Here is a 22144-nt window from a genome sequence, read left to right as displayed (position 1 = left end):
ATCTTCTGAAAAGTTTGATAAAATTCTAGCGAGCATATTTAGTCCTTTAATATAAATCAATATGTTAGCTTCTATTTCCTTGCAGCTTACAAGTACAAAGCAAAGCTAAAACATGCGGATATTTAACTTTACATTCAAAACTTTACAATAAACCCCTTATATCTACAAGGGAAATAGGATAAATTAAATACAGCTGTATAAAGGTACAGTTTTTTATCGATTAATTGCCCAGAAGCCTTTCTCTTAATCTTAATTCACGTTAATATCTTTGCTTGGACAATCTCTCCAGAGGCACTCAAAAGCTATGAAAGCTAAGTTTACAGGTCACGATACTTTTCCTCTGCGCTATGGATGGCTATTCAAAGCGGTTAATCATTTGAATTCAAATGGTAATTTCTCAAGTTCCGACGAAGATAGCATTCGTCATTCTATTGTGGAGCTTGGCGTTGGTAAAAATATGGTTAAAGCTATTCAGTATTGGGCTGAGTCGAGCGGCATTATTGAAAGCATTAGAAAAAATAATAAAACCCTGCATAATGTTACAGAGAATAAGGGGCTTTATTTGTTTGGCGAAAACGGTAAAGACCCTTATTTAGAATTACCGGGTTCTATATGGTTGCTGCACTTTTGGTTAAGCTTTAATGATGAACATTTAACAGCTTATCGCTACTTTTTTAATTACTCTAATGTTCAGCACTTTGAAAAATCAAAACTGATTGATGATTGTTATGAAGATGCAAAACGCTTAGTTAAAAGCGAAATTGGTAATATTACGACTATCAAAAAAGACATGGATTGCTTTTTGAATATGTATAGTAAAAAAGTTAAAACAACTACGAAAAAAGTGGATGAAGATCATTTTACTTCCCCTCTAGCTGAGCTCAATTTAGTACAAGATAACGGCCGTTCTTTTTATGTTAGCAACTTGACTGAAAGGCCTGAGCTACCTATTGAAATATTCATTTATGCTCTACTGGAATTTTTTAAAGTAGAAACGACTGAATCAAAAGTGAGCACTATCGATTTTGATTCGTTACTTACTAAACCTTGTTCGCCTGGACGAATATTCAGGTTGTCAGAATCAGGTTTAGGGCAAAAGCTTGATGAGGCTCAAGAATATACTAACAAAAATATTTCATGGGTGGACTCTTTAGGGCTAAGACAAGTTAATATATCTGACTCAGTAAAAACAAACACTATCAATTACTTAAATGACTATTACGGCAAATACAATGTCTGAATCTCTTATTGCAATTAACCAACGATATAAAAGCTCCACTCGCATTGATGTTGATAGTGCTAATTTAAAACCTTTTATAGACGATTTTATTGTACATGGCACAGCAATTAATGTTCTTGATACTATTAGCCGTGAATTCGAGGGAAGTACCCAAAGAGCGTATACAATCACTGGCCCTTATGGTTCAGGTAAATCGACTGTAGCTCTATTTTTATCGTGCTTATTGTCGGCTGACTCTGAACAACGAGAGTACGCACTGAGCAAGTTAAATAGCTCTCAAAAAGTAATAACTGAATTTGATAATAGGTTTAAAATTACTAATGGTTGGAAGACCATTAAGCATGTATGTGGCCTAGAGGCACCTGCAAATAGTATTTTAATAAGCTTGTTGAGAGCGTTTGACGTTGAATTTGATGCACAAGATATACATGCTCTTGATGATGATCAATGCTTAGCACAGATAAAGTCACTTCTACAAAAACAAACTGAAAGCGAAGACGGCGTTTTAATTTTACTCGATGAAATGGGTAAAGCTCTAGACTATCAATCACGCGCAAATAAAGATTTGCATTTATTCCAGTCACTTGCTGATATTGTTCAACAAGCTAAGCGTCCGGTATTACTGGTTGGCTTTTTACACCAAGCATTCTCTGATTACGCTAAAAATAAAGATGTAAAAACACAGAAAGAGTGGAGCAAGGTTCAAGGCCGTTACAGAGATTTAAGTTTTAATCCTTCTATTGATGAGTCATTAGTGCTTGTTGGCGACTCAATTTTTAGAGCACCTAAAGTTGTTAATGCTCTCGAATCTAAATATGAAAGTTTAGTTGATATCGTAAGCTCTGTATTTACGAATCAAAACAAAAATGTTGATGCTTTAAGCAACACACTACCTTTAGATCCTATTGTTAGCTTATTACTAGGCCCTGTATCTCGTCGTCGCTTTTCACAAAATGAACGAAGTTTATTTGGCTTTTTAGCATCACACGAAAAATATGGTTTCAGAGAATTTTTAGAATCTGAATATAGTGAGCTTAATGAAGAGTTAAGCTTATATCGTCCTGAAATGTATTGGGACTATTTGCATCATAACTTACATCATTTAATTGTTACTTCTCAAGATAGCAAGGCGTGGCTAGAAGGCTGTGACGCAATTTATAGAGCCGAACAAAAAGGCGGTGAATTACACACAGCTATTACTAAACTAATTGCTTTACTTACTATTTTTGGTTTTCATCACCAGTTACACGCCAAACGCGAGTTTATAAAAAAATATTTTGTTAGCCGCGGTTATGAAGCTAACGAAATAATGCAAGCTTTGAGTGATTTAGAAACCTGGACGGTTATAATTTACCGACAAAAGCACGATGCTTTGTTTGTGTTTCAAGGTAGTGATATCGATATTAACAGCTTAATTAACGAACGTATTGAAGCAATAAGTTATGGTGTTGATTGGACTGAAATATGTGATATACCACAAAACATTTTAGCAACAGCTCATTACCACAAAACAGGGACTATGCGCTGGGCAACAACTAAACTTATAAACAAATATGATGTTGCTCTTATTAAGCCATTTGTGACCCCACCTAAAACGGGTGAAGCTTTCGCTACGTTTGTTTTATGTGTGAATGACGATATTGCTAAAGCACTTAGGCCGCATGAAGAGGCGATGCCTTTTAGTATTGTTGGTAAGTTTGAAGACTTTTCAAATTTAAAAAATGCAGCTATTGAATTAATTGCTTTAAAACAAATACTCAAAGATGAAAAGAAGATATCTCATGATCTCATTGCTAAAAATGAACTTGAGAACCGGATTAAATTTGCACAAGCAAATGTAGATCATGAGCTGCAATATGTTTATAAAAATGCAGATTGGTTTCATTGTGGTAAAAAGCTACAAGCAGCGCCTTTAACTTCTATCGCCTCAAAAATTGCAAATGAATTGTTTAACATGTCACCTGTGGTGATAAACGAGTTAGTTAACCGCTCTAAGCCCTCTGGTAGTGCAAATAGCGCTATCCGAAAGTTAATGAATGCTATGTTTGAACAAGGTGATGAAAAGGACCTCGGTTTTGATGAAAAAGCATTTCCACCAGAAAAAGGCCTTTATCTTTCTTGTCTAAAAAGCAAAGGTTGGCACTGCGAAACGTCAGAAGGCTTTTTGTTTCCGAGTGAGTGGAGTGAAGAGTCTCAAAAAGCAAACCCAGAAATGTATGAACTATTCAAAAGTGGTTTTAGCTATATAAAAGAAAACTCAAAAAATAAACAAGTAACACTAGCTGAACTTTATGATTTTTGGATGCGCCCTCCTTTTGGTTTAACCGCAGGTTTATGCCGTATTTATGGTTTAGCTTTGTTAAAGTCTCTCGAAGGGCAAGTTGCATTTTACGATTGGGACTCGACAAACCAGTTCATTTTTATTCCTGAACTTGATGAAGAGCTAGTAAACAAAATTTATAAACACCCAAATGAGGCAGGGGTTCGTTATTTCGAGATATCTGAAATACAAAGTCACTTACTAGACAATTTAGCTCAGGCGACACTGGGTGACGCTAAAAATGATGCTGCTATTTTAAATATAGCTAAACATATTGTAGGGATTGTTCATAAGCTACCTGCATGGGTTAAAAAAACCAGTGGCGAAAGTTTTACTGGTGATAAAGGCAATGGTTTAACAAAGCAAGCTCGTGATTTTAGAAATAAAGTTATTGCAGCAAACGATCCTTACAAACTAATTTTGGATGATTTACCTGCAGTCTTTGGATTTAGGAAAGATGATCCTGCCCTTGAAGATAAGCTTGGTAATTATTTAAAAACTGCTATTGAAGATTTAAGTGCTCAGCACGATATTTTACTAAGTGGTTTTAAGCAAATTATTGTTCAAATGCTAGGTGAAGACTTTAATCAAACTCTAAAGGAGCGTTGTGACTTTGTTGAAAAAATTGCTAAACGACCCAACGTAAAAGAGCTTGCAAAGCGTATTTCACAGCACATTGATGGTAAAACAAAATTTGAATTTATTATTAATTTAGCCGCAGGCACACCAGAACGAAATTGGACCGATAAGCATTTACGTAATGGCCTTGATGAATTACAAAATTTATGTGTTCAGTTTAGAAGAATTGAGTCTTTTGGAAATATTCAAACTCAAGGGAATTCTAAGCCATTAGCATTTATTACCACCGATAGTGAAGGTAATCATCAAGAATTTGGTGGATTTATTAAGCATAATTTAGAGCAAGATAAAGACGTAACAGCTGCTGTTGAAAATATTCAAACTACGATTGTTAATATGTCGAAAGAGAAACAGCTTGCAGCATTAACGAGTTTGTTAACGAACTTGATGGAACAAAGTGAGTCAGAGGTAGCTGATGACTGAAAAAGTTAAACACGTACTTGGGCTTTCTGGCGGCAAAGATAGTAGTGCTTTGGCGCTGTTTGTAAAGGAAACATACCCTGAATTAGATGTAGAATACTTTTTTACAGATACAGGGTATGAATTGCCTGAAACCAATGAATTTATAGACCAACTAGAAGAGAAGTTAGGTTATATACATAGGTTAAATGCTCGTTCATTAAATAATATTGAAGGTCGTGGCGAAAAAGATTTTGCCCACTTATTAAAAGAGCATGGTAACTACTTACCTTCACAAAGAGACCGCTGGTGTACCGTACAAATGAAACTAAAACCATTTGAGCAATGGTTAGATGGTTTCATCAAAGATGGATACAAAATAAAGAATTATGTGGGTATTCGTGCTGATGAACCTGAACGTACGGGTTACATGACTATAGAGAAGCCTATAGAGTCAGTATTCCCATTTAGAGAGCATGGCATTGTTCGTAGTGATATCGAAAATATATTACAACGTAATGGTTTAGAACTACCTGAATATTACAAGTGGCGCTCTCGCTCAGGATGTACTTTTTGTTTTTATCAAAGGAAAATTGAATGGGTTAAGCTAATGGAAAAGCACCCTGATCTTTTTGAAGAAGCAAAAGCATTTGAAAAAGGTGATGATGAAAATACTACTGTTGGCGAGCGCTTTTATTGGATGGGCCAAGGTCAACCTTTAGAGACTTTAGAAGATCCTGCTGTTCAAAAGCGCATTATTGAAAATCATGAGAAAAAAGTAGCTCGTTTCAACAAAAAGAAGCGCCGAAATGCTTTGCTAGGTGATTTTGAAGGTTATTGCGAGTTTAATGAACTTGATGATATTTATGATGAAGCTGAAGGCGGTGGAGCCTGTGTAACTTGTTATAAATAATAGGAAGCGGCTCAATAAGCCGCTTTTTTTATCGCAGTGATTAAGAAATCAATATTATTTGTTGTGATTTCATGAGTGAAACTGATTCTAAAGGTATGCTCAGCTTGCTCTCGAGTTAACCCTAATGCCGTTAAAACATGTGAAGCTTCTATCTCTTTTGAAGAGCATGCAGACCCTTGAGCAAGACAAATAGAATTCTCATTATCACGAACCAGTACACCTACATTAGTTTTCGGAAGAGATAATGAAAGTATGTGAGGTAAAATATTACCTTGCCCGTTTATGAGATATTCGATTTCATCTTCTTCTAATTTTTTTAAGAAGTAAGATTTAAGGGTATTATTTTCAAAATTGCTATACGCTTGTGGAAACACTTCGATTGCTTTACCAAAACCAATTATTAATGGTGCTGCAACAGTTCCACCTCTTAACCCATCCTCTTGACCTGCGCCATGTATAACAGGTAGAAGATTACGTTTTCTGAGGTCACGAATATAAACAGCACCAATCCCTTTTGGTCCACCAACCTTATGTGCAGAAAATGACATTACATCAATATTCATCTCATCAACGTCAATATCTGTTTTGCAGAAACTTTGAGCTGCATCTGAGTGAAAGATGATACCTTTTGAAAAGCAAAGCTCACCGATTTCAGCTATAGGATTAATTGTGCCAAGTTCATTATTCACATGCATTATAGATACAAGAGCTGTATCTTCTTTTATTACTGCTTTAACATTTTCAGCTGTGATCACCCCATTAGCATTTGGTTTGACAAGTGAAATGTCATAACCTAGTTTTTGGAAGTAATCGCAGATTGCAAAAATACATTTGTGCTCAATTGATGAAATCACAATGTGTTTTTTAGTTTTTAGGTTTTCATCACCAAGCAATAAACTTTTAAAAGCTATATTGTTTGATTCTGTTGCACCACTGGTGAAAACTATTTCACTTGGAAAAGCCCCTATTTCATCAGCTAGCAGCTCTCTTACATCATTGACCTTGGCTAAGGCAGATTCACCTAAAAAGTGACTAGAGGCAGAATTCGCATAACAGTTTTCAAATGCGTGCATTAGTGATTCTTTAACTTCAGAAAGAAGTGGGTAAGATGCGGCTGAATCTAGGTATATCATTTATGAGTCCTTACTCTATGTTTTTAGAATAACATAAAATGTATTTATACGTTCACTTCATTACTAAATCATCTAACCAATGTCTTTTTATTTATACTCAGAATAGAAACTGATCCTTGTGAAGCTCCTTCAATATGATCACTCCACCAGCTCATTAACTCTCTGCGCTTTTCATAGTAATCGCTTCGATTATATGCTGCCCTTACTTGGTTCTTATCAACATGGGCTAAGGCTGCTTCAATCACATCTGGGTTAAATCCCTTTTCATTCAGTGTCGTGCTTCCTAGGGACCGAATGCCATGACTAACTAAACGTCCTTGAAACCCCATTCGCCTTAATGCAACATTTGCTGATTCATTATTAATATGCTTTTTAGGATCTCGGTCTGATGGAAATACAAACTCTCTATGGCCTGATAGGGGTTTAATTGCTTCTAATAGCTGTAGGGCTTGTTTAGATAGTGGGATCACATGTTCTTTTCTCATCTTCATGCGACTCGCAGGAATGGTCCATTCTTTTTTATCTACATCAATTTCATCCCAGCGAGTCCCTGCAGCCTCTCCTGGTCGAGTGAGGGTGTGAAGTTGCCACTCTATTAGAAATCGAGTTATGTGCTTGATACTGGCATTTGCCAGTGTTTGCATAAGCTCTGGTAATTCATCTGGTTTAAGAGTGGGCATATGAACTCTTTTTGGTGAACTGTAGTTAGCTTTAATCCCCGCTATAGGGTTAACTGTAATGTAGTTTTTGTTCATCGCAAAAACCATTACCCTATTGAGCCTTTCGCAAAGACGTTTAACAGTTTCTAATCTATCATCCTTGGCAAGTGGGTCTAATACGCTACTAACAAGTGGTGCTGTCAACTTTCCAATTGGATGCTTTCCTAACTTAGGAAAGATATGATTGCCTAAAGATCGCCACATATCATCGCAATAATTTTTAGACAAACCTTTACTCGAAAACTCAAACCACTCATTAGCAACTTTTTCTAAAGTAAGTTCCTCTTGAGCTAACTTTTCTCTTCGGACGGTTTCTCTCTGCTCTTTTGGGTCAATATCGAACAGGATTAATTCTCTTGCATCTTGAGCAAGCTTTCTCGCATTTACTAAGCTTAGATCTGGATATGTACCCAACCCCATATTGATACGTTTTTTAGTTACTGGGTGATAGTAGTTAAAGTTCCATTGTTTCGACCCATTTTGACGAACTCTTAGCTGCAAACCCTTTCCATCAGAAAGCACATAATCTTTTTCTTTAGGTTTAGCATTCTTCACTTCATTGTTAGATAAAGGCTTAATTGTTTTCGGCATAATCGACAAAAGTTTGTGTTTTGGTATACCTGATTATGGCACTAAATATTAGGAATACCATATGGGCAACTAAAATTTTGCGCTTCAATGAGACGGGATAAGACACGATAAGATGACAAACAATTGATTTAATTTACTTTGCAGGCATAAAAAAGACGTCATGAGACGTCTTGATATTGAATAATGGCGGTGACGGAGAGATTCGAACTCTCGATACGTTGCCGTATACACACTTTCCAGGCGTGCTCCTTCAGCCACTCGGACACGTCACCTAAGGCGCTTTGAGTTTAGCGCGGCGTTATAGTATGAAAACAACCCTACAGACGCAAGGGCTTTTTAAAATAGTGCTGTTAAGTGATTAGTAATCAAACAAAAAAGGCAAGGTAAACACCTTGCCTTTTGTATATAGTCAATTCGTTCTTAACGCTGAAGCGTTGCTGAAAAATCTAACATACGGTTAAGCGACTTTAATGCGCCTTCGCGTAAGTCCATATCAACAAACACTTCTTTACCTTCTGGGTCTGTCAGTGCTTCTTCAATCGCTTTTAAGCCATTCATTGCCATCCACGGGCAATGTGCACAGCTTTTACATGTTGCGCCTTCACCCGCTGTTGGGGCTTCAAAGAATTCTTTCTCTGGGCATAACTGCTGCATTTTGTAGAAAATGCCACGGTCAGTCGCTACTATGAACTTTTTGTTGTCCATAGTTTGCGCTGCTTTGATTAGTTGGCTTGTTGAGCCAACCGCATCAGCTAAGGCTACAATCTCCGCAGGAGACTCTGGGTGAACCAATACAGCCGCATCTGGGTGTAAGGCTTTCATATCCTTAAGTGCTTTGGTTTTAAACTCGTCATGAACGATACAGGCGCCATTCCACATGATCATGTCTGCACCTGTGTTCTTTTGAATGTAAGAACCTAAGTGTTTATCTGGACCCCAAATGATTTTTTCGCCTTGCTCATCAAGGTGCTCTACGATCTCTAGAGCACATGAAGAAGTAACAATCCAATCTGCACGCGCCTTAACAGCGGTTGATGTATTTGCATACACTACTACCTTGCGATCAGGGTGCTGATCACAAAACGCTGAGAATTCTTCAATTGGGCAACCTACGTCTAATGAACAAGTTGCAGCAAGTGTTGGCATAACAACTGTTTTATTTGGCGTTAGGATTTTTGCTGTTTCGCCCATAAAGCGAACACCGGCTACCACAATTACATCTGCGTCGTGCTTAGCACCAAAACGCGCCATTTCTAGCGAGTCAGCAACACAACCGCCTGTTTCTTCAGCTAGTGCTTGAATTTCAGGATCAGTGTAATAATGGGCAACAAGAACCGCGTTCTTGTCTTTTAATAATTGTTTGATACGTGCCTTATACTCAGCTTGCTCGTCTTTTGATAACGGAGCTGGCTTTGGAGGGAAGATATAATCTTCAGGCATAATTTGTTCAGCTAGACTCATTTCTCGACCACTTAGTCCACAGTGCATTCATGGCGCGAATTATACGAGAATCTTAAGCTAAAGAACAGTATTGCTGTGAGCTGTTAAGATAAATAAAGGATAACTTAGAAAGAAAAGATAAATCAGCAATGGTGGGTCATGATGGACTTGAACCATCGACCAATGGATTAAAAGTCCACTGCTCTACCAACTGAGCTAATGACCCGCTCTGAGTATTTAGATGCGTAAATCCGCCGATATGAGACCATTCGAAAAATGGTGGGTCATGATGGACTCGAACCATCGACCAATGGATTAAAAGTCCACTGCTCTACCAACTGAGCTAATGACCCGCTCTGATGCTTGTAATAAGCTCGCCGATATAAACCATTCAATTCCGAAGAATGGTGGGTCATGATGGACTTGAACCATCGACCAATGGATTAAAAGTCCACTGCTCTACCAACTGAGCTAATGACCCGCTCTAATGCTTATAAAAGCTACGTAAATCCGTCGATATAAAGCCATTCTAAGAGAATGGTGGGTCATGATGGACTTGAACCATCGACCAATGGATTAAAAGTCCACTGCTCTACCAACTGAGCTAATGACCCGCTCTTTTTTCCGCATTTTGGCTGTTGTTACCAATCGCCTGCTGCGGGCGCTTATAATACTTATTTAAATGCTGAGTGCAACAGAAAATATCTCTTTTTTTAAGTTTTTATGTCTAGTTGCCTAATTTTAGACCGCTTATGTCAAAAAGCAGTCTAATCAGGTCAAATCTACATTTGCGACAGACGTTCTGTGGCTAATTTAGCAGCGGTAGTACTTGGGTACTGATTAATTAAATCATTAAAGGTTTTAAGGGCTTGCTCGCCTAAACCTTGATCCGCTAATAAGTTTCCTAACTTTAACATCGCATCTGGGCGCTTATTAGAATTAGGGTATTCATTAACAACAACTTTAAAGTGCTCAGTTGCACCAGCTTGATCGTTTTGAATTGTTAACAGCTGACCTAACCAATAATGCGCATTAGATGCATACACTGAATTAGGGTAAGTAGTTAAGAATGTTTGGAACTCAGGAATTGCTTGTTCATAACGTTTATCTTTCATGATTAACGCTACAGCACGCTCATAGGCTTCGTTTTCAGATAAGTCTGAGCTGATTGCCTGTGATGCACCCACATCCGTATAAGTGTTAGTAGGTTGAGTTTGTGTTGCAGCAGGCTGGCTATAAGCTTGGCTTACACGGTTCTCAATCTCTTGATAAAGCTCACGCTGACGTTGTAATACTTTTTCAAGCTTATAGCTTTGCTCTTCAGTAATACCACGTACTTGGCTCACTTCGTCTTGTAAAATATTAAGCTGCTGCTGAAGCTCAGCTTGCAATAAATTACGTGACTTCATCATGTTTTCTAAAGCGACTAAACGCTTCTCAATGCTCGATTGCGAGCTTGCAGCTTCTGAAACAGGAGCGGGAGCAGCCCATAACTGGGTGCTCCCGCTTAAGATCATTGCTGCCAAAATAATTTTCGGCTTCATAATGACTCTTTATTAGTAAACTAATACTGCGCGACGGTTCTTCGCGAACGCTTCTTCAGTGCGAGACTTAACCATTGGCTTCTCTTCACCATAGCTCACTACTGACATTTGGCTAGCAGAAACACCTAAGCTTTGTAAGTATTTTTCTACTGCTTGACCACGGTGCTCACCTAGTGCGATGTTGTACTCAGGCGTACCACGCTCATCAGCGTGACCTTCGATAAGTACTTTAACTGATGGGTTTTGTACTAAGAACTCAGCGTGTGCTTGTAAAAGCTCAGCATATTTGCTTTGGATTTTTGCGTTATCAAAACCAAAGTAAATGATTTGCTCTTGACGTAACGCTTCGTATTTTTCACGAAGTGCTTCTTCAGCTTGTTGCTCTGGAGTAAGCGTTGCAACTTCAACAGTATCAGTGTTTGATTGCTCAACCATACCTTGGTTAGATTGGTTTGCAGCACCTTCGTCAACACCTGAAGAAGAGCTACACGCCGCTAATGTCATCACTGGCACAGCAATAAGCAGGCCTTTTAAAGTTTTATTAAGTTGCATTTAATTGATTCCTATATTGAGTAAACCAGTAAAAATTACTGTAAATAAGGCGACCAAGCCGGTGCCTTAACTTGTCCATCTAGCACAGGTAAGCGTGCTTTAAAGCGACCGTCCATAGACACTAACGCCAACACCTGTTTATTATTATGAAGCGTGCTGTAGATAATCATCGAGCCGTTTGGTGCGATACTCGGCGATTCATCTAAGCGAGTTCTAGTTAATACTTGGAACGCGCCTGTAGCTAGCTCTTTTTTAGCAAGATGATATTGACCGTTAGTACGATTCACCATCACTAATTCTTTTCCGTCAGGTGAAATCGAACCTGCTAAATTCATATCACCATCAAACGTCATACGTTTTGATCTACCAGTTTGCAAATTTAACTTATAAATCTGGGCATTACCACCCCTTTCAGACGTAAACACGATATCTTGCCCATTTGGGTGCCAAGAAGGCTCAGTATCGATACTACGGTGATTTGTTAAACGCTTTTCTTTGCGAGTTGCAAGGTCTAAAAGGTAGACTTCTGTAGCACCATTACGGTCTTTAGAAAGTACTAATAGCAGCTTCTTGCCGTCTGGTGAAAATTGTGGTGCGCCATTAATACCTGGGTGGCTTGTGATTAATTCACGTTTACCCGTATATAAGTCTTGCATGTAAATTTGGCTTTGGCGGTTTTCAAAAGTTACATACGCAAGCTTAGTACCATCTGGTGACCAAGCTGGTGACATTAATGGCTCTTTAGAGCGAAGTAATACTTGTTCGTTGTAACCATCATAATCAGCAACAACTAGTTGGTAAGGCTTAGGTTGACCATCACGAACGATGACATAAGCAATCTTCGTTAAAAATGCGCCCTTTTCACCAGTAAGTGCTTCATAAACTACATCGCTAATACGGTGCGCATAACGGCGAAAGCCATTTTCAGAAATAACACTTTCACGCGCATCTAGTACATGATCTTGGCTTTTAACTAGCTTACCGTTGCTCATCATTTGTGTTTCGCCACCGGTAATTTGGCCACGGATCACATCAATAAGTTCATATCTTACTAAGTAACGCCCGCCTGGTTGTTGCTCTACTTGACCAACAAGTACTGCTTCAACACCTTGATTGACCCAAGCGCCGTAATCAACATCAGCATCTTTGCCAGGTAGTTGAGGCATATTTGTTACATCAACAGGTTTAAATTTACCACTACGCATCAAGTCAGCTGCAATAACAGTGCTCAGTTTTTCAGGGATTGGGCCTACGCCCTGGTATTTAAATGGCACGACCGCTATTGGGCGTGCACCATCAATACCTTCAGTGATAACAATTTCTAGTGCAGCACTGGCAATGCCATGAAAGCCCAGTAATACAATAAAACATGCTGTTTTTATCTGGTTGAACATATCATTCCTTTAGAATTCTGGCTTAATTGTTAAGTTAATATTTTTCAATTGCTCGAATACATCTTTATCAGGCGAAACTGGTAATGTATCGGCCATACGAACAGCTCGAAGAGCAGCTTCACACACTAATTTATCACCACCTAATGATTTGACTTGCGTTACTAAACCATTAAAGCCAAGGCGAATATTAACGCGACATTGCTTATTCTTCATTTTTTCATCGATAAGTAAAGTTTGTTGAATACGCGCCATAATTAACGCTTTATATTTATCAACTTCACTCACAACCTGTTGCTGGCGAATTTTATTACGTGCAGCTTGCTCAGCAGCTAACTGCTCTTGCAACATTTGCTCTTGCAATGCTTGCTGACGTTTACGCTCTGCTTCGGCTTCTTTACGTTTACGTTCAGCTTCTGCTTCGGCAGCTTTACGCTTGCGCTCTTCTTCAGCTTTCTTTAACGCTTGTTCTTCAGCTTTACGTTTTTCAGCGGCTGCTTTTGCTGCGGCTTCAGCCTCTTGCTTTTGCTTTTCAGCTTGCTGCGCTTTAGCTCGTTCTTTCTCTTGAATTTCACGTGCTTTTTTCGCTTGTGCTTCTGCTTCGGCTTTTTCTTTCTCTTTCGCGCGACGCTGCTGCTCTAGCTTTTTAAGGCGTCTGTCTTCAGCTTCACGTTGCTTGCGTGCATCATTAGCACGACGTTCAAGATCACGAATACGCTTTGCTTCAGCTTGTTTTTTCGCTTCTTCTTGCTTTTTTAGCTCAGCAATTTTCTGCTCAACCTTTTGTTGATCAACCGTTACTGCAGCAACGGCTTTTTCTGGCTCAGGCATAGCTGGATTCAACGTTACTTCCATCACCTTAGGAGCTGGCATATGAAAATTCGCTGATCCAATTAAAAAACCAATAATACCGAGATGCAATAGAAGCGATTTAATTAATGACTCACGCATACTAACCCTCAAATGACTCGGTCATTAGACCCACTGAAGGAACACCGGCATTTTTCAAAAAGTCCATAAGTAACAGTACTTCTTGATAAGAAACACGGCCAGAACCTTTGATCATCACAGGTGTATCTGGATTTTTTTGTAGCTGAAGTTTAATCACTGCAGCGACATCCAACGCTTCCATTGGTGCTTCTGGATCTGTGCCAACACTTACATAGTACTTACCTTCAGCATCAATTGACGCAATAATAGGTGGCGTATCTTTAGTATCAACGAGATCAGACTCTTCCATTTTCGGCAAGTCCACTTTTACACCATGAGTAATAAGTGGCGCAGTTGCCATAAATATAATAAGTAGTACCAACATTACGTCAATGTAAGGAACTACGTTTATCTCACCTACTGGGCGACGTTTCTTACGCTGGTACATTCGCTTTAGCCTCTATTTGAGCAGCTGCTTGGCGGTGTAAAATATTGGCGAACTCTTCCATGAAGTTAATGTAATTACCTTCAAGCTTTTCTACTTTGTTTGCAAAACGGTTGTAAGCAATAACGGCAGGAATTGCAGCAAATAAACCCATTGCTGTTGCGATTAGTGCTTCAGCAATACCTGGCGCTACCATTTGTAACGTTGCTTGCTTAACTTCACCTAACGCAATAAATGCATTCATGATACCCCATACCGTACCAAACAAGCCGATATAAGGGCTGATTGAACCTACTGTTGCTAAAAACGATAGACTTGATTCTAATTTTTCAACTTCGCGCGATAAAGCAACACGCATTGAACGATGTGTGCCTTCCATGACGATGCTTGCACTTTGTATTGAGTTTTTCTTATGACGTGCAAACTCTTTAAAACCAGCTACGAATAATGCTTCAACACCTGATGCGCCACCAGGACGAGCTGAAACTTCGTTATATAATTTACTTAGGTCAATACCCGACCAAAACTTCTGCTCAAAGCGCTTAGCGCCATTAAGTGCATCAGAAATCGCTTTTTTACGCTGAAAGATAATTGCCCATGACATTACCGACATACCGACTAATGCCAACATTACTAGCTGGACAAGTACACTGGCTTCTAGAATAAGATCTAAAAAGTTAAGCCCTGATCCCACGTTAAACTCCTAAAATAGATTTCTATGTAATTTGTTATATTTTTTACACTTGCATTTATTGACCACAAAGGCGGCCAAAAGTTACATCTAGTGTATCTAGTCAATTATGAACTGACAACGCTCTTGCTGTGAATTAGCTGCAAATAACGGTAAAAAGCAATTTGCTTAGTTATTTTTTAGCCATATTAAGTTTTAACACCACATTTATGCATATTTTCACCTTAATAATAAGTCACTAGAATAGCTCTCAAAAGCAACCAAAACAGACAAAAACACGGCGTTTATTCATAAATAGCGCATAAACACCCAAAAGCACTTTTACAAATCTACTACAGAATACTTAAACTAATCCTGAATAAAGATCGTAAAATTTATAAAAACCCGTTCATTCATGAACTTAAATATAAAATATCCACAATGTGAACAAAAAGAAAACAATTACATTTTACGCTCACATTAGTTTTTTTTATCTGAAAATAAAATTTTTCTAGTTTGAAGAAAAATCCATCATTGCGTATCATTTACTTATACCGAGCTAGCAACCTCATGAAAGTTTCTTTCATTAAGCTCCGTTTTTAGCAATATGAATTTTCGTATTGCTCTAGGTTTACTTCAATTGGGATAAAACCTTATTCAAGTAGACCGTAGTTCCCTGAATTACTTCCTTCAACTTGTTGTTTGCCCGCATCCTTATGCGGGCTTTTTTTTGCCTACACAAACGTCATGAGAATACCTATCGATATCTTAACAGCATGTGAATTACAGGTGTTAAATGAGGCTTAGAGTATGCGGTATGCGGTATGCGGTATGCGGTATGCGGTATGCGGTAAAAGGTAAAAGGTAAAAGGTAAAAGGTAAAAGGTAAAAGGTAAAATCTATCTTGCCATTTAATAAAGTCAATGTACCTTTTAAAAGCAGCCCTTTCGAGCTGCTTGATACTGTTATATTACACTTAACTTAGGTATTTTTATTTCTCTGGCGTTAGCCCAAAGTGTAAATAAGCAATGTCTGAAACGAGTCGTCCGCGTGGGGTACGCTGAATAAAGCCTTGTTGAATTAAGAACGGCTCTATCACATCTTCAATGGTTTCTTTTTCTTCGCCAATTGCAGCCGCTAGGTTATCAAGGCCAACTGGGCCGCCCATAAATTTTTCGATAATAGCTAGCAAGTATTTTCTATCCATGTAGTCAAAACCGCTTTTATCGACATCAATCATATCGAGGGCTTGCTCTGCAACTGTAGCATTCACTTTACCGTCTGATTTCACTTGGGTGTAATCACGAACGCGGCGTAATAAACGGTTTGCTATGCGCGGTGTACCGCGTGAACGCTTGGCGATTTCGGTTGCACCTTCATCACACATGGTTAAGTCTAAAAAGCTTGCTGAGCGAGCAACAATTTTTGCTAAGTCTTCAACAGAATAAAACTCTAATCGCTGAACAATACCAAAACGGTCTCTAAGTGGTGAGGTGAGTGAGCCAGCACGAGTAGTTGCACCAATTAAAGTAAATGGCGGCAAATCAAGCTTTATAGAGCGCGCTGCGGGGCCCTCACCTATCATAATATCCAGCTGATAATCTTCCATTGCGGGATACAAAATCTCTTCGACTTGCGGGCTCAAACGGTGTATTTCGTCAATAAACAGTACGTCGCCTTCCTCAAGGTTCGTTAAAAGCGCAGCTAAATCGCCTGCTTTTTCGAGTACTGGCCCCGACGTTGTTTTAATATTAACGTTAAGCTCGTTGGCAACAATATTTGCAAGTGTGGTTTTACCAAGACCCGGTGGACCAAATATTAATAAATGATCCAGCGCTTCGCCACGGTGGCGAGCTGCCTCGATAAAAATTTCCATTTGTTGCTTAACATGCGGCTGGCCTGTGTAATCGGTTAACAGCTTTGGTCGTATGGCACGATCAACACTGTCTTCGTTACTTTGTTCACTCGCATCTATTAAGCGATCTGCTTCAATCATGGTTTACTCACAACATTGATTTTAGAGCTTCTTTAATTAGAACCTCGGTCGTCATATCTGGTTTGTTCACTGCTTTAACCGCTTTTTGTGCTTGCGGTAGCTTATAGCCTAGTGCCACAAGTGCTGATACTGCATCATCGGCAGCATTATTTGCCACTAGAGTATCATCACTTGATGGCTCAATGACGGCATTATCGCTAAATGGTGTAAATAAGTCATTACCCCAATCTTTGAGTCTGTCTTTCATTTCGAGCACTAAACGCTCAGCCGTTTTTTTACCAACACCCGGCAATTTTACCAGTGTTGTTGCATCTTCATTATTAACACAACTTACAAATTGCTGCGCCGACATACCGGATAAAATAGCTAGACCAAGTTTTGGCCCAACACCATTAGCTTTTAAAAGCTCTCTAAATAAAGCGCGTTCGGTTTTGTTGTTAAAGCCAAATAATAGCTGGGCATCTTCACGCACCACAAAATGGGTATAAATAACCGCTTGTTCACCCACTGCCGGTAAATCATAAAAGCAGGTCATCGGCATTTGCACTTCGTAGCCTACACCACTTACTTCAATAAGAATTTCTGGCGGCTGTTTTTCTACTAGTAAGCCATTTAATCGACCAATCATATTACTTCCTTAATCTTCCTCTTACGGTTTTGCTCGCACTGCCCGCAAGTTTTATTAAATTTTGTTCTGAGTGAGCATGACAAATAGCAATTGCTAAGGCATCTGCGGCATCGGCTTGAGGGGTACCAGGCAGCTTTAAAATGTTTTTAACCATATGCTGTACTTGAGACTTATCGGCGCCGCCATTACCTACAACGGCCTGCTTAATTTGCCTAGCTGAATATTCATAAACTGGCAGCTCTGCCATTGAAGCGCCAACGATAGCAGCGCCACGTGCTTGACCGAGCTTAAGCGCTGAGTCTGGGTTGTGTGCCATAAACACTTTTTCGATAGCAAAACTGTCTGGTGAGAATTGCTCTACCAATTGACTGATCCCTTGGTAAATCATTTTTAAGCGTACCGGAAAATCGTGATCGGCTAATTTAATGCAGCCACTACCTAAATAAGTGAACTTAGCACCTTGGTGAGCAATCACGCCGTACCCTGTTAATCGTGAACCAGGATCAATCCCTAAAATAATCGCCAACTAACTGAACCGTCTATTATCATTATTATCTGCGGTTAATAATGCCAGAGCACTGTATAAATTACCAGTAACCAATTGCAATTCATAAAAAATGCCCGCAATTGCGAGCATTTTATAGCCAACATTTAATTAAGACATTTACGCGAGTGAGCGTAATAAGCCTTGGGTATTTTTTCGCATTGTGCGGGCTATCATCAAATAGCCCAAACATGCCACGAATAAGCCACCGACTGCTGGGCCAATCACCCAAATGTGAGGGTGGAACTTACCTGCTAAATCGAACATTTGTTTTTGCACTATTAACAGAGCGATGTCACTGACAATGGCAGCGACTAAACCTGCAGTAACGCCTAATAGTAAAAACTCATATAAGGTGGCATTTTTAATTAAGCGCCCTTTCGCACCTAAAGTTCGCAAAATGACAATCTCTTGCATTCGCTCGCCTAAACTTGCTTGCACTTGTGAAATAAGTACTAAAGCGCCACAGGCAACCACAATCGCTAGTACAAAGCCAATCGCTAGCGATACTTGCTCTATGGTTGAGCGAATTTGTTTAATGAAACTCTCAACATCTATCACGTTAACCGTTGGGTATTGACGCATTAGCTCATTAAACTCTCGTTTTTTCTCTGCTTTTACATTCACTGATGAAATATAAGTAGCAGGAAAACTCGAAAGCACGTCAGGGCTCAAAATAATAAAGAAGTTAGGTTTAAGTGTGGTCCAATTAACCTTACGCACACTGGTAATTTTTGCGTCAAACGACTGCGCACCAATTAAGAAAGTAAGCGTATCGCCAATTTGTACATCAAGGCGTTCAAGCATCGACTCTTCTACCGACGCCTCGGCTACTGAGTCTTCGCTAAACCATGTACCGTCGATAAGCTCGTTTTGATTAGGCAAGTCTTTACGCCAAGTTAGGTTTAACTCACGGCCAATACCAGAGCGGGCTTCTTCGTCTTTCTTTTCGTTGTCTTCTTGCGATACTTCGCGGGCAACCAACTCACCATTTACGGCGTTTACACGACCACGCACAACCGGATAGAAATCAGACGTTGGCATATCGTTTTGCGCTAAGAAGCTAGTAATGGGCTCTAACTCTTGCTCAGTAATGTTCACTAAAAATGAATTAGGTGCATTTTCAGGAAGCTGAGACTGCCAATCCGAAATCATGTCGTTCTTAAGTACAATTAAAAACAGTAATAGCTTGATAGCCAAAGCAAAGCTAATTAATTGAACAGCATTCACATTGGCACGCTTTTGAATTGACGCAATCGCCAATGACCAACTATTGCCCGGACTCAAGCCAAGTTTGCGGCCACCACCAAAAATAACCTTTGATAAGCCAAATAACACAGCTATTAAAAATGCCGTCGAAAGGAATAAAATTGCACTAATTTTGATGTTGTTACTAAATAACCACATCAGTAAAAACACAGTAAGCGCCGACATAGTAAGGTGCACTTTACTTACTAATAAACGGTCGCCTAAGTTACGGCGAAGTACACGTAGCGGCGGAATATCAAATAAATCGAGTAGCGGTTTAATTGAAAACATAACCGCACAAATCACACCTGTGCTGATCGCAATGATCCAAGGTTTTGCCGATGCGCTCGGCAGTGCTGTGCCCATGGTTTGTGCCAAATAATTCGTGGCAACCGCTTGTAAACCATAACCAATCAGTAAACCGACAATCACCGACATTGAACATACAAGGCTCAAATGTAATAAATAGATTTTACGGATCATCGAGCGACTACCGCCCAGCGTTTTCATCATAGCAACAGGGTCGTACTGACGCTCACAATAACGTTTTGCCGATACCGCAATAGCTACAGCAGCTAAAATAATGCCTAGCAAACCAGCTAGCAATAAATAGCTTTCGGCACGATTTAAACTATTAGAAATAGGTGACTGGCGGTCTTTAACACCATACCAACGTTGATTTTCTTTCATTTGTGGTTTTAACCACGCATAAAAGGTATCTAAATTGTCTTTGTCGCCAGCATAAAGTTGACGATAAAACACCCGGCTGCCCGGCTGAATTACCTCTGTTACAGCAATGTCTGCTTCATTGATTAAGATTCGCTGGCTGCTTGAAAACACATTAAACGGTGCATCTGGCTCTTCGGCTACAACATGACTAGCCGTAAACGTAGCAGCGCCAAGCTCTACTTTATCGCCCACTTTAATGTTTAGCGCATAAAACACAGACTCACTTAACCACACTTCACCACGACTTGGAATGTCGGTTGTTACTTCTGGTTGGTCAGTCAGGCTGGTTTTTACTTTTAACTCACCTTTTAACGGATAGGTATTTGATACCGCTTTAACCGAGCCAAGCTGCATTTCTTCACCAGCAAATAGCATGGTGTCGAAGTAAGTTATTTTAGCGGTGCGTAAGTTATCTTGGTTGGCTTTTTCTAAAAACTCAAGAGGTAAAGCATGGTTACTCGCTAAAACGCGATCAGCAGCAATAAAAGCACTGCTTTTTTCTTCAATACTTTGACCAATTCGGTCGGTAACCATAGACAGTGTTAAAACAGTGAGCACAGCTAAGGCTATTGCTGCACTGATCACTGTTAATTCGCCACGCTTAAACTCACGTGAAAACAGTTTTAGTGCTAATTTAGCCCACATTCGCTTGCACTCCTTCGCTTTCTTTTACAGTAACTAACTGCCCTGCTTCAATATGTAAAATCTGCTGACACTTTTGTGCAAGCTGCTCATCATGGGTTACTAAAATAAGTGTCGTGCCGTGCTCTTTATTTAGTTCAAATAATAAAGACTCAATTAACTTACCGTTTTTGCTATCTAGGTTCGCTGACGGTTCATCGGCAAATAAAATTTTCGGTGTGCCAATAAATGCACGCGCAATTGCTACACGTTGCTGCTCACCACCAGATAATTGCGATGGGTAATGACCCACGCGATGACTCAAACCTACTTTTTCAAGTAGCTCAAGTGCTTGTTGTTTAGCGTCTTTACTACCCGCAAGTTCAGCAGGAAGCATTACGTTTTCAAGGGCTGTTAAGCTTTGTACAAGCATGAAAGACTGAAATACAAAACCTACTTTTTCAGCGCGAAGTGCTGCGCGTGCTTCTTCATCTAATTCGTGTAATGCGGCTCCATCTAAATGGATACTACCGCCGGTAGATTGGTCAAGGCCTGCTAATAAACTTAATAAAGTAGACTTACCCGAACCAGAGGTGCCTACTACAGCAACTGAGTCGCCCGACTTGACATTAAAGCTGATGTCACTGAGGATGGTCAGGTCGCCCTCAACCGTGGTGACCGTTTTAGAAAGTCCTTTAACTTGAATGATGTTTAATTGAGAAAGCGCTGACATATGATGCATCCAATCCTACGTTTTATATTCGTTTTACTGTTAGTAATCAAACCACTTACGGCAGCAGCTGACAACACAATTTTAATTTTAGGTGACAGTTTAAGCGCCGCTTACGGTCTTAAACAAGAGCAAGGCTGGGTTAAATTGTTACAAGATAAGTACGATGAAAAAGACCAATCTGTATACCTAGTAAACGCCAGTATTAGCGGTGAAACCACAGGCGGTGCCCTAAGACGACTCGACGCGTTACTGAGCGAATTTGAACCCACTCATGTACTCATTGAGCTTGGCGGAAACGATGGTTTACGAGGTTTCCCTATTAAACGCCTACAAGCTAACCTACGTGATTTAATAACAAAAAGCCAACAAATCGGGGCGAAAACCGCCGTTATGGAAGTACAAATTCCACCAAACTATGGCCCGCGTTATACCAAACTTTTCACCGATAGCTTTAAAACCATTGCCGATGAAACAGATTCTGAGCTCATGCCCTTTTTCATGCTTAGCATTGCAGGCCGTCCAGAACTTATGCAAAACGATAACCTGCACCCTAATGCCGATGCTCAACCATTAATACGCGACTTTATGTACAAAACGATCAACGATTGGCTAGATTAACCTCTAGCCCATTGATTTAATACCGATTGCCTGAACAATTAACAAGCAATCGAACAGCGGAGATATTGATTTTTATAAAAAAAGCCGTACTATGGCTTGCA

18 protein-coding genes and 5 tRNA genes are annotated in these 22144 nt (G+C 39.6%); 4 read left to right on the top strand and 19 right to left on the bottom strand.

What is annotated here, in order from left to right:
* Nucleotides 1–304: 304 nt before the first annotated feature.
* The 3 genes from HUS62_RS00420 to HUS62_RS00410 are packed head-to-tail and all read left to right on the top strand — an operon-like array spanning nucleotide 305 to nucleotide 5511.
* Nucleotides 305–1240, top strand: a complete 936-nt coding sequence (locus HUS62_RS00420; RefSeq protein WP_175078182.1) for a DUF4007 family protein — start codon at nucleotides 305–307, stop codon at nucleotides 1238–1240.
* Complete coding sequence (locus HUS62_RS00415) at nucleotides 1233–4622, top strand: AAA family ATPase (protein ID WP_175078181.1); 3390 nt, start codon at nucleotides 1233–1235, stop codon at nucleotides 4620–4622. Before HUS62_RS00420 ends, HUS62_RS00415 begins: the two co-directional genes overlap by 8 nt.
* Nucleotides 4615–5511, top strand: a complete 897-nt coding sequence (locus HUS62_RS00410) for a phosphoadenosine phosphosulfate reductase family protein (RefSeq protein ID WP_175078180.1) — start codon at nucleotides 4615–4617, stop codon at nucleotides 5509–5511. Before HUS62_RS00415 ends, HUS62_RS00410 begins: the two co-directional genes overlap by 8 nt.
* 11 nt (nucleotides 5512–5522) lie before the next feature.
* Here the strand turns inward: HUS62_RS00410 and HUS62_RS00405 are convergent, their stop codons facing one another.
* The 19 genes from HUS62_RS00405 to HUS62_RS00315 form a co-directional block, all read right to left on the bottom strand.
* Nucleotides 5523–6644: a cysteine desulfurase family protein gene (locus HUS62_RS00405; protein ID WP_175078179.1), complete on the bottom strand. Its 1122-nt coding sequence runs from the start codon at nucleotides 6642–6644 to the stop codon at nucleotides 5523–5525.
* Between the two features lie 68 nt (nucleotides 6645–6712).
* A complete protein-coding gene (locus tag HUS62_RS00400) occupies nucleotides 6713–7954 on the bottom strand; it encodes an integrase domain-containing protein (protein WP_175078178.1) in 1242 nt (413 codons plus the stop codon).
* Between the two features lie 184 nt (nucleotides 7955–8138).
* A tRNA-Ser gene (locus HUS62_RS00395) sits at nucleotides 8139–8226 on the bottom strand.
* A 148-nt stretch (nucleotides 8227–8374) separates the two neighbouring features.
* The gene (gene nadA / locus HUS62_RS00390; protein ID WP_054561293.1) at nucleotides 8375–9415 is read right to left on the bottom strand and encodes a quinolinate synthase NadA; all 1041 of its coding nucleotides are present in this window, start codon (nucleotides 9413–9415) and stop codon (nucleotides 8375–8377) included.
* A 129-nt stretch (nucleotides 9416–9544) separates the two neighbouring features.
* Nucleotides 9545–9620, bottom strand: a tRNA-Lys gene (locus HUS62_RS00385).
* A gap of 51 nt (nucleotides 9621–9671) precedes the next feature.
* Nucleotides 9672–9747, bottom strand: a tRNA-Lys gene (locus tag HUS62_RS00380).
* Between the two features lie 52 nt (nucleotides 9748–9799).
* Nucleotides 9800–9875 (bottom strand) — tRNA-Lys (locus HUS62_RS00375).
* 57 nt (nucleotides 9876–9932) lie between these two features.
* A tRNA-Lys gene (locus HUS62_RS00370) sits at nucleotides 9933–10008 on the bottom strand.
* 168 nt (nucleotides 10009–10176) lie between these two features.
* Nucleotides 10177–10938, bottom strand: a complete 762-nt coding sequence (gene ybgF / locus HUS62_RS00365; RefSeq protein WP_054561292.1) for a tol-pal system protein YbgF — start codon at nucleotides 10936–10938, stop codon at nucleotides 10177–10179.
* 12 nt (nucleotides 10939–10950) lie between these two features.
* Nucleotides 10951–11490 carry a peptidoglycan-associated lipoprotein Pal gene (gene pal / locus HUS62_RS00360; protein WP_130051703.1) on the bottom strand — a complete coding sequence of 180 codons (540 nt, stop codon included), beginning with the start codon at nucleotides 11488–11490 and terminating at the stop codon, nucleotides 10951–10953.
* Nucleotides 11491–11525: 35 nt separating this feature from the next.
* Nucleotides 11526–12884 carry a Tol-Pal system beta propeller repeat protein TolB gene (tolB, locus tag HUS62_RS00355; RefSeq protein WP_175078177.1) on the bottom strand — a complete coding sequence of 453 codons (1359 nt, stop codon included), beginning with the start codon at nucleotides 12882–12884 and terminating at the stop codon, nucleotides 11526–11528.
* A gap of 9 nt (nucleotides 12885–12893) precedes the next feature.
* Entirely contained in the window at nucleotides 12894–13832 is a 939-nt protein-coding gene (tolA, locus tag HUS62_RS00350; protein ID WP_175078176.1) for a cell envelope integrity protein TolA, read from the bottom strand.
* 1 nt (nucleotide 13833) lies between these two features.
* Nucleotides 13834–14259, bottom strand: coding sequence for a protein TolR (gene tolR / locus HUS62_RS00345; RefSeq protein WP_175078175.1), 426 nt, complete (start codon nucleotides 14257–14259; stop codon nucleotides 13834–13836).
* Nucleotides 14246–14950, bottom strand: a complete 705-nt coding sequence (gene tolQ, locus HUS62_RS00340; protein ID WP_175078174.1) for a protein TolQ — start codon at nucleotides 14948–14950, stop codon at nucleotides 14246–14248. Before tolQ ends, tolR begins: the two co-directional genes overlap by 14 nt.
* A 967-nt stretch (nucleotides 14951–15917) precedes the next feature.
* Complete coding sequence (gene ruvB / locus HUS62_RS00335) at nucleotides 15918–16922, bottom strand: Holliday junction branch migration DNA helicase RuvB (RefSeq protein ID WP_175078173.1); 1005 nt, start codon at nucleotides 16920–16922, stop codon at nucleotides 15918–15920.
* Between the two features lie 7 nt (nucleotides 16923–16929).
* Nucleotides 16930–17550: a Holliday junction branch migration protein RuvA gene (gene ruvA, locus HUS62_RS00330; protein WP_175078172.1), complete on the bottom strand. Its 621-nt coding sequence runs from the start codon at nucleotides 17548–17550 to the stop codon at nucleotides 16930–16932.
* A gap of 1 nt (nucleotide 17551) precedes the next feature.
* Nucleotides 17552–18076 (bottom strand): crossover junction endodeoxyribonuclease RuvC, encoded by a 525-nt coding sequence (ruvC, locus tag HUS62_RS00325; protein WP_054561285.1) that lies wholly within the window; start codon nucleotides 18074–18076, stop codon nucleotides 17552–17554.
* Nucleotides 18077–18214: 138 nt separating this feature from the next.
* Entirely contained in the window at nucleotides 18215–20716 is a 2502-nt protein-coding gene (locus HUS62_RS00320) for an ABC transporter permease (RefSeq protein ID WP_175078171.1), read from the bottom strand.
* Nucleotides 20706–21425 (bottom strand): ABC transporter ATP-binding protein, encoded by a 720-nt coding sequence (locus HUS62_RS00315; protein WP_054561283.1) that lies wholly within the window; start codon nucleotides 21423–21425, stop codon nucleotides 20706–20708. Before HUS62_RS00315 ends, HUS62_RS00320 begins: the two co-directional genes overlap by 11 nt.
* Here HUS62_RS00315 and HUS62_RS00310 point away from each other — a divergent pair, their 5' ends adjacent.
* Nucleotides 21426–22043, top strand: coding sequence for an arylesterase (locus HUS62_RS00310; RefSeq protein WP_062565175.1), 618 nt, complete (start codon nucleotides 21426–21428; stop codon nucleotides 22041–22043).
* Nucleotides 22044–22144: the final 101 nt, after the last annotated feature.

This window comes from Pseudoalteromonas sp. 0303, assembly GCF_013349995.1.
GTDB lineage: Bacteria > Pseudomonadota > Gammaproteobacteria > Enterobacterales > Alteromonadaceae > Pseudoalteromonas.
The sequence above is the reverse complement of the archived record's forward strand: the minus strand, read 5'-3'. Positions and strand labels throughout refer to the sequence as shown.

Coding starts and splice junctions, on each gene's coding strand:
- pal (WP_130051703.1), bottom strand. CDS start 11,490: ATGCAACTTAATAAAACTTTAAAAGGCCTGCTTATTGCTGTGCCAGTG.
- HUS62_RS00310 (WP_062565175.1), top strand. CDS start 21,426: ATGATGCATCCAATCCTACGTTTTATATTCGTTTTACTGTTAGTAATC.
- ybgF (WP_054561292.1), bottom strand. CDS start 10,938: ATGAAGCCGAAAATTATTTTGGCAGCAATGATCTTAAGCGGGAGCACC.
- tolA (WP_175078176.1), bottom strand. CDS start 13,832: ATGCGTGAGTCATTAATTAAATCGCTTCTATTGCATCTCGGTATTATT.
- nadA (WP_054561293.1), bottom strand. CDS start 9,415: ATGAGTCTAGCTGAACAAATTATGCCTGAAGATTATATCTTCCCTCCA.
- ruvA (WP_175078172.1), bottom strand. CDS start 17,550: ATGATTGGTCGATTAAATGGCTTACTAGTAGAAAAACAGCCGCCAGAA.
- HUS62_RS00320 (WP_175078171.1), bottom strand. CDS start 20,716: ATGTGGGCTAAATTAGCACTAAAACTGTTTTCACGTGAGTTTAAGCGT.
- HUS62_RS00420 (WP_175078182.1), top strand. CDS start 305: ATGAAAGCTAAGTTTACAGGTCACGATACTTTTCCTCTGCGCTATGGA.
- ruvB (WP_175078173.1), bottom strand. CDS start 16,922: ATGATTGAAGCAGATCGCTTAATAGATGCGAGTGAACAAAGTAACGAA.
- HUS62_RS00405 (WP_175078179.1), bottom strand. CDS start 6,644: ATGATATACCTAGATTCAGCCGCATCTTACCCACTTCTTTCTGAAGTT.
- HUS62_RS00315 (WP_054561283.1), bottom strand. CDS start 21,425: ATGTCAGCGCTTTCTCAATTAAACATCATTCAAGTTAAAGGACTTTCT.
- HUS62_RS00410 (WP_175078180.1), top strand. CDS start 4,615: ATGACTGAAAAAGTTAAACACGTACTTGGGCTTTCTGGCGGCAAAGAT.
- HUS62_RS00415 (WP_175078181.1), top strand. CDS start 1,233: ATGTCTGAATCTCTTATTGCAATTAACCAACGATATAAAAGCTCCACT.
- tolR (WP_175078175.1), bottom strand. CDS start 14,259: ATGTACCAGCGTAAGAAACGTCGCCCAGTAGGTGAGATAAACGTAGTT.
- HUS62_RS00400 (WP_175078178.1), bottom strand. CDS start 7,954: ATGCCGAAAACAATTAAGCCTTTATCTAACAATGAAGTGAAGAATGCT.
- tolB (WP_175078177.1), bottom strand. CDS start 12,884: ATGTTCAACCAGATAAAAACAGCATGTTTTATTGTATTACTGGGCTTT.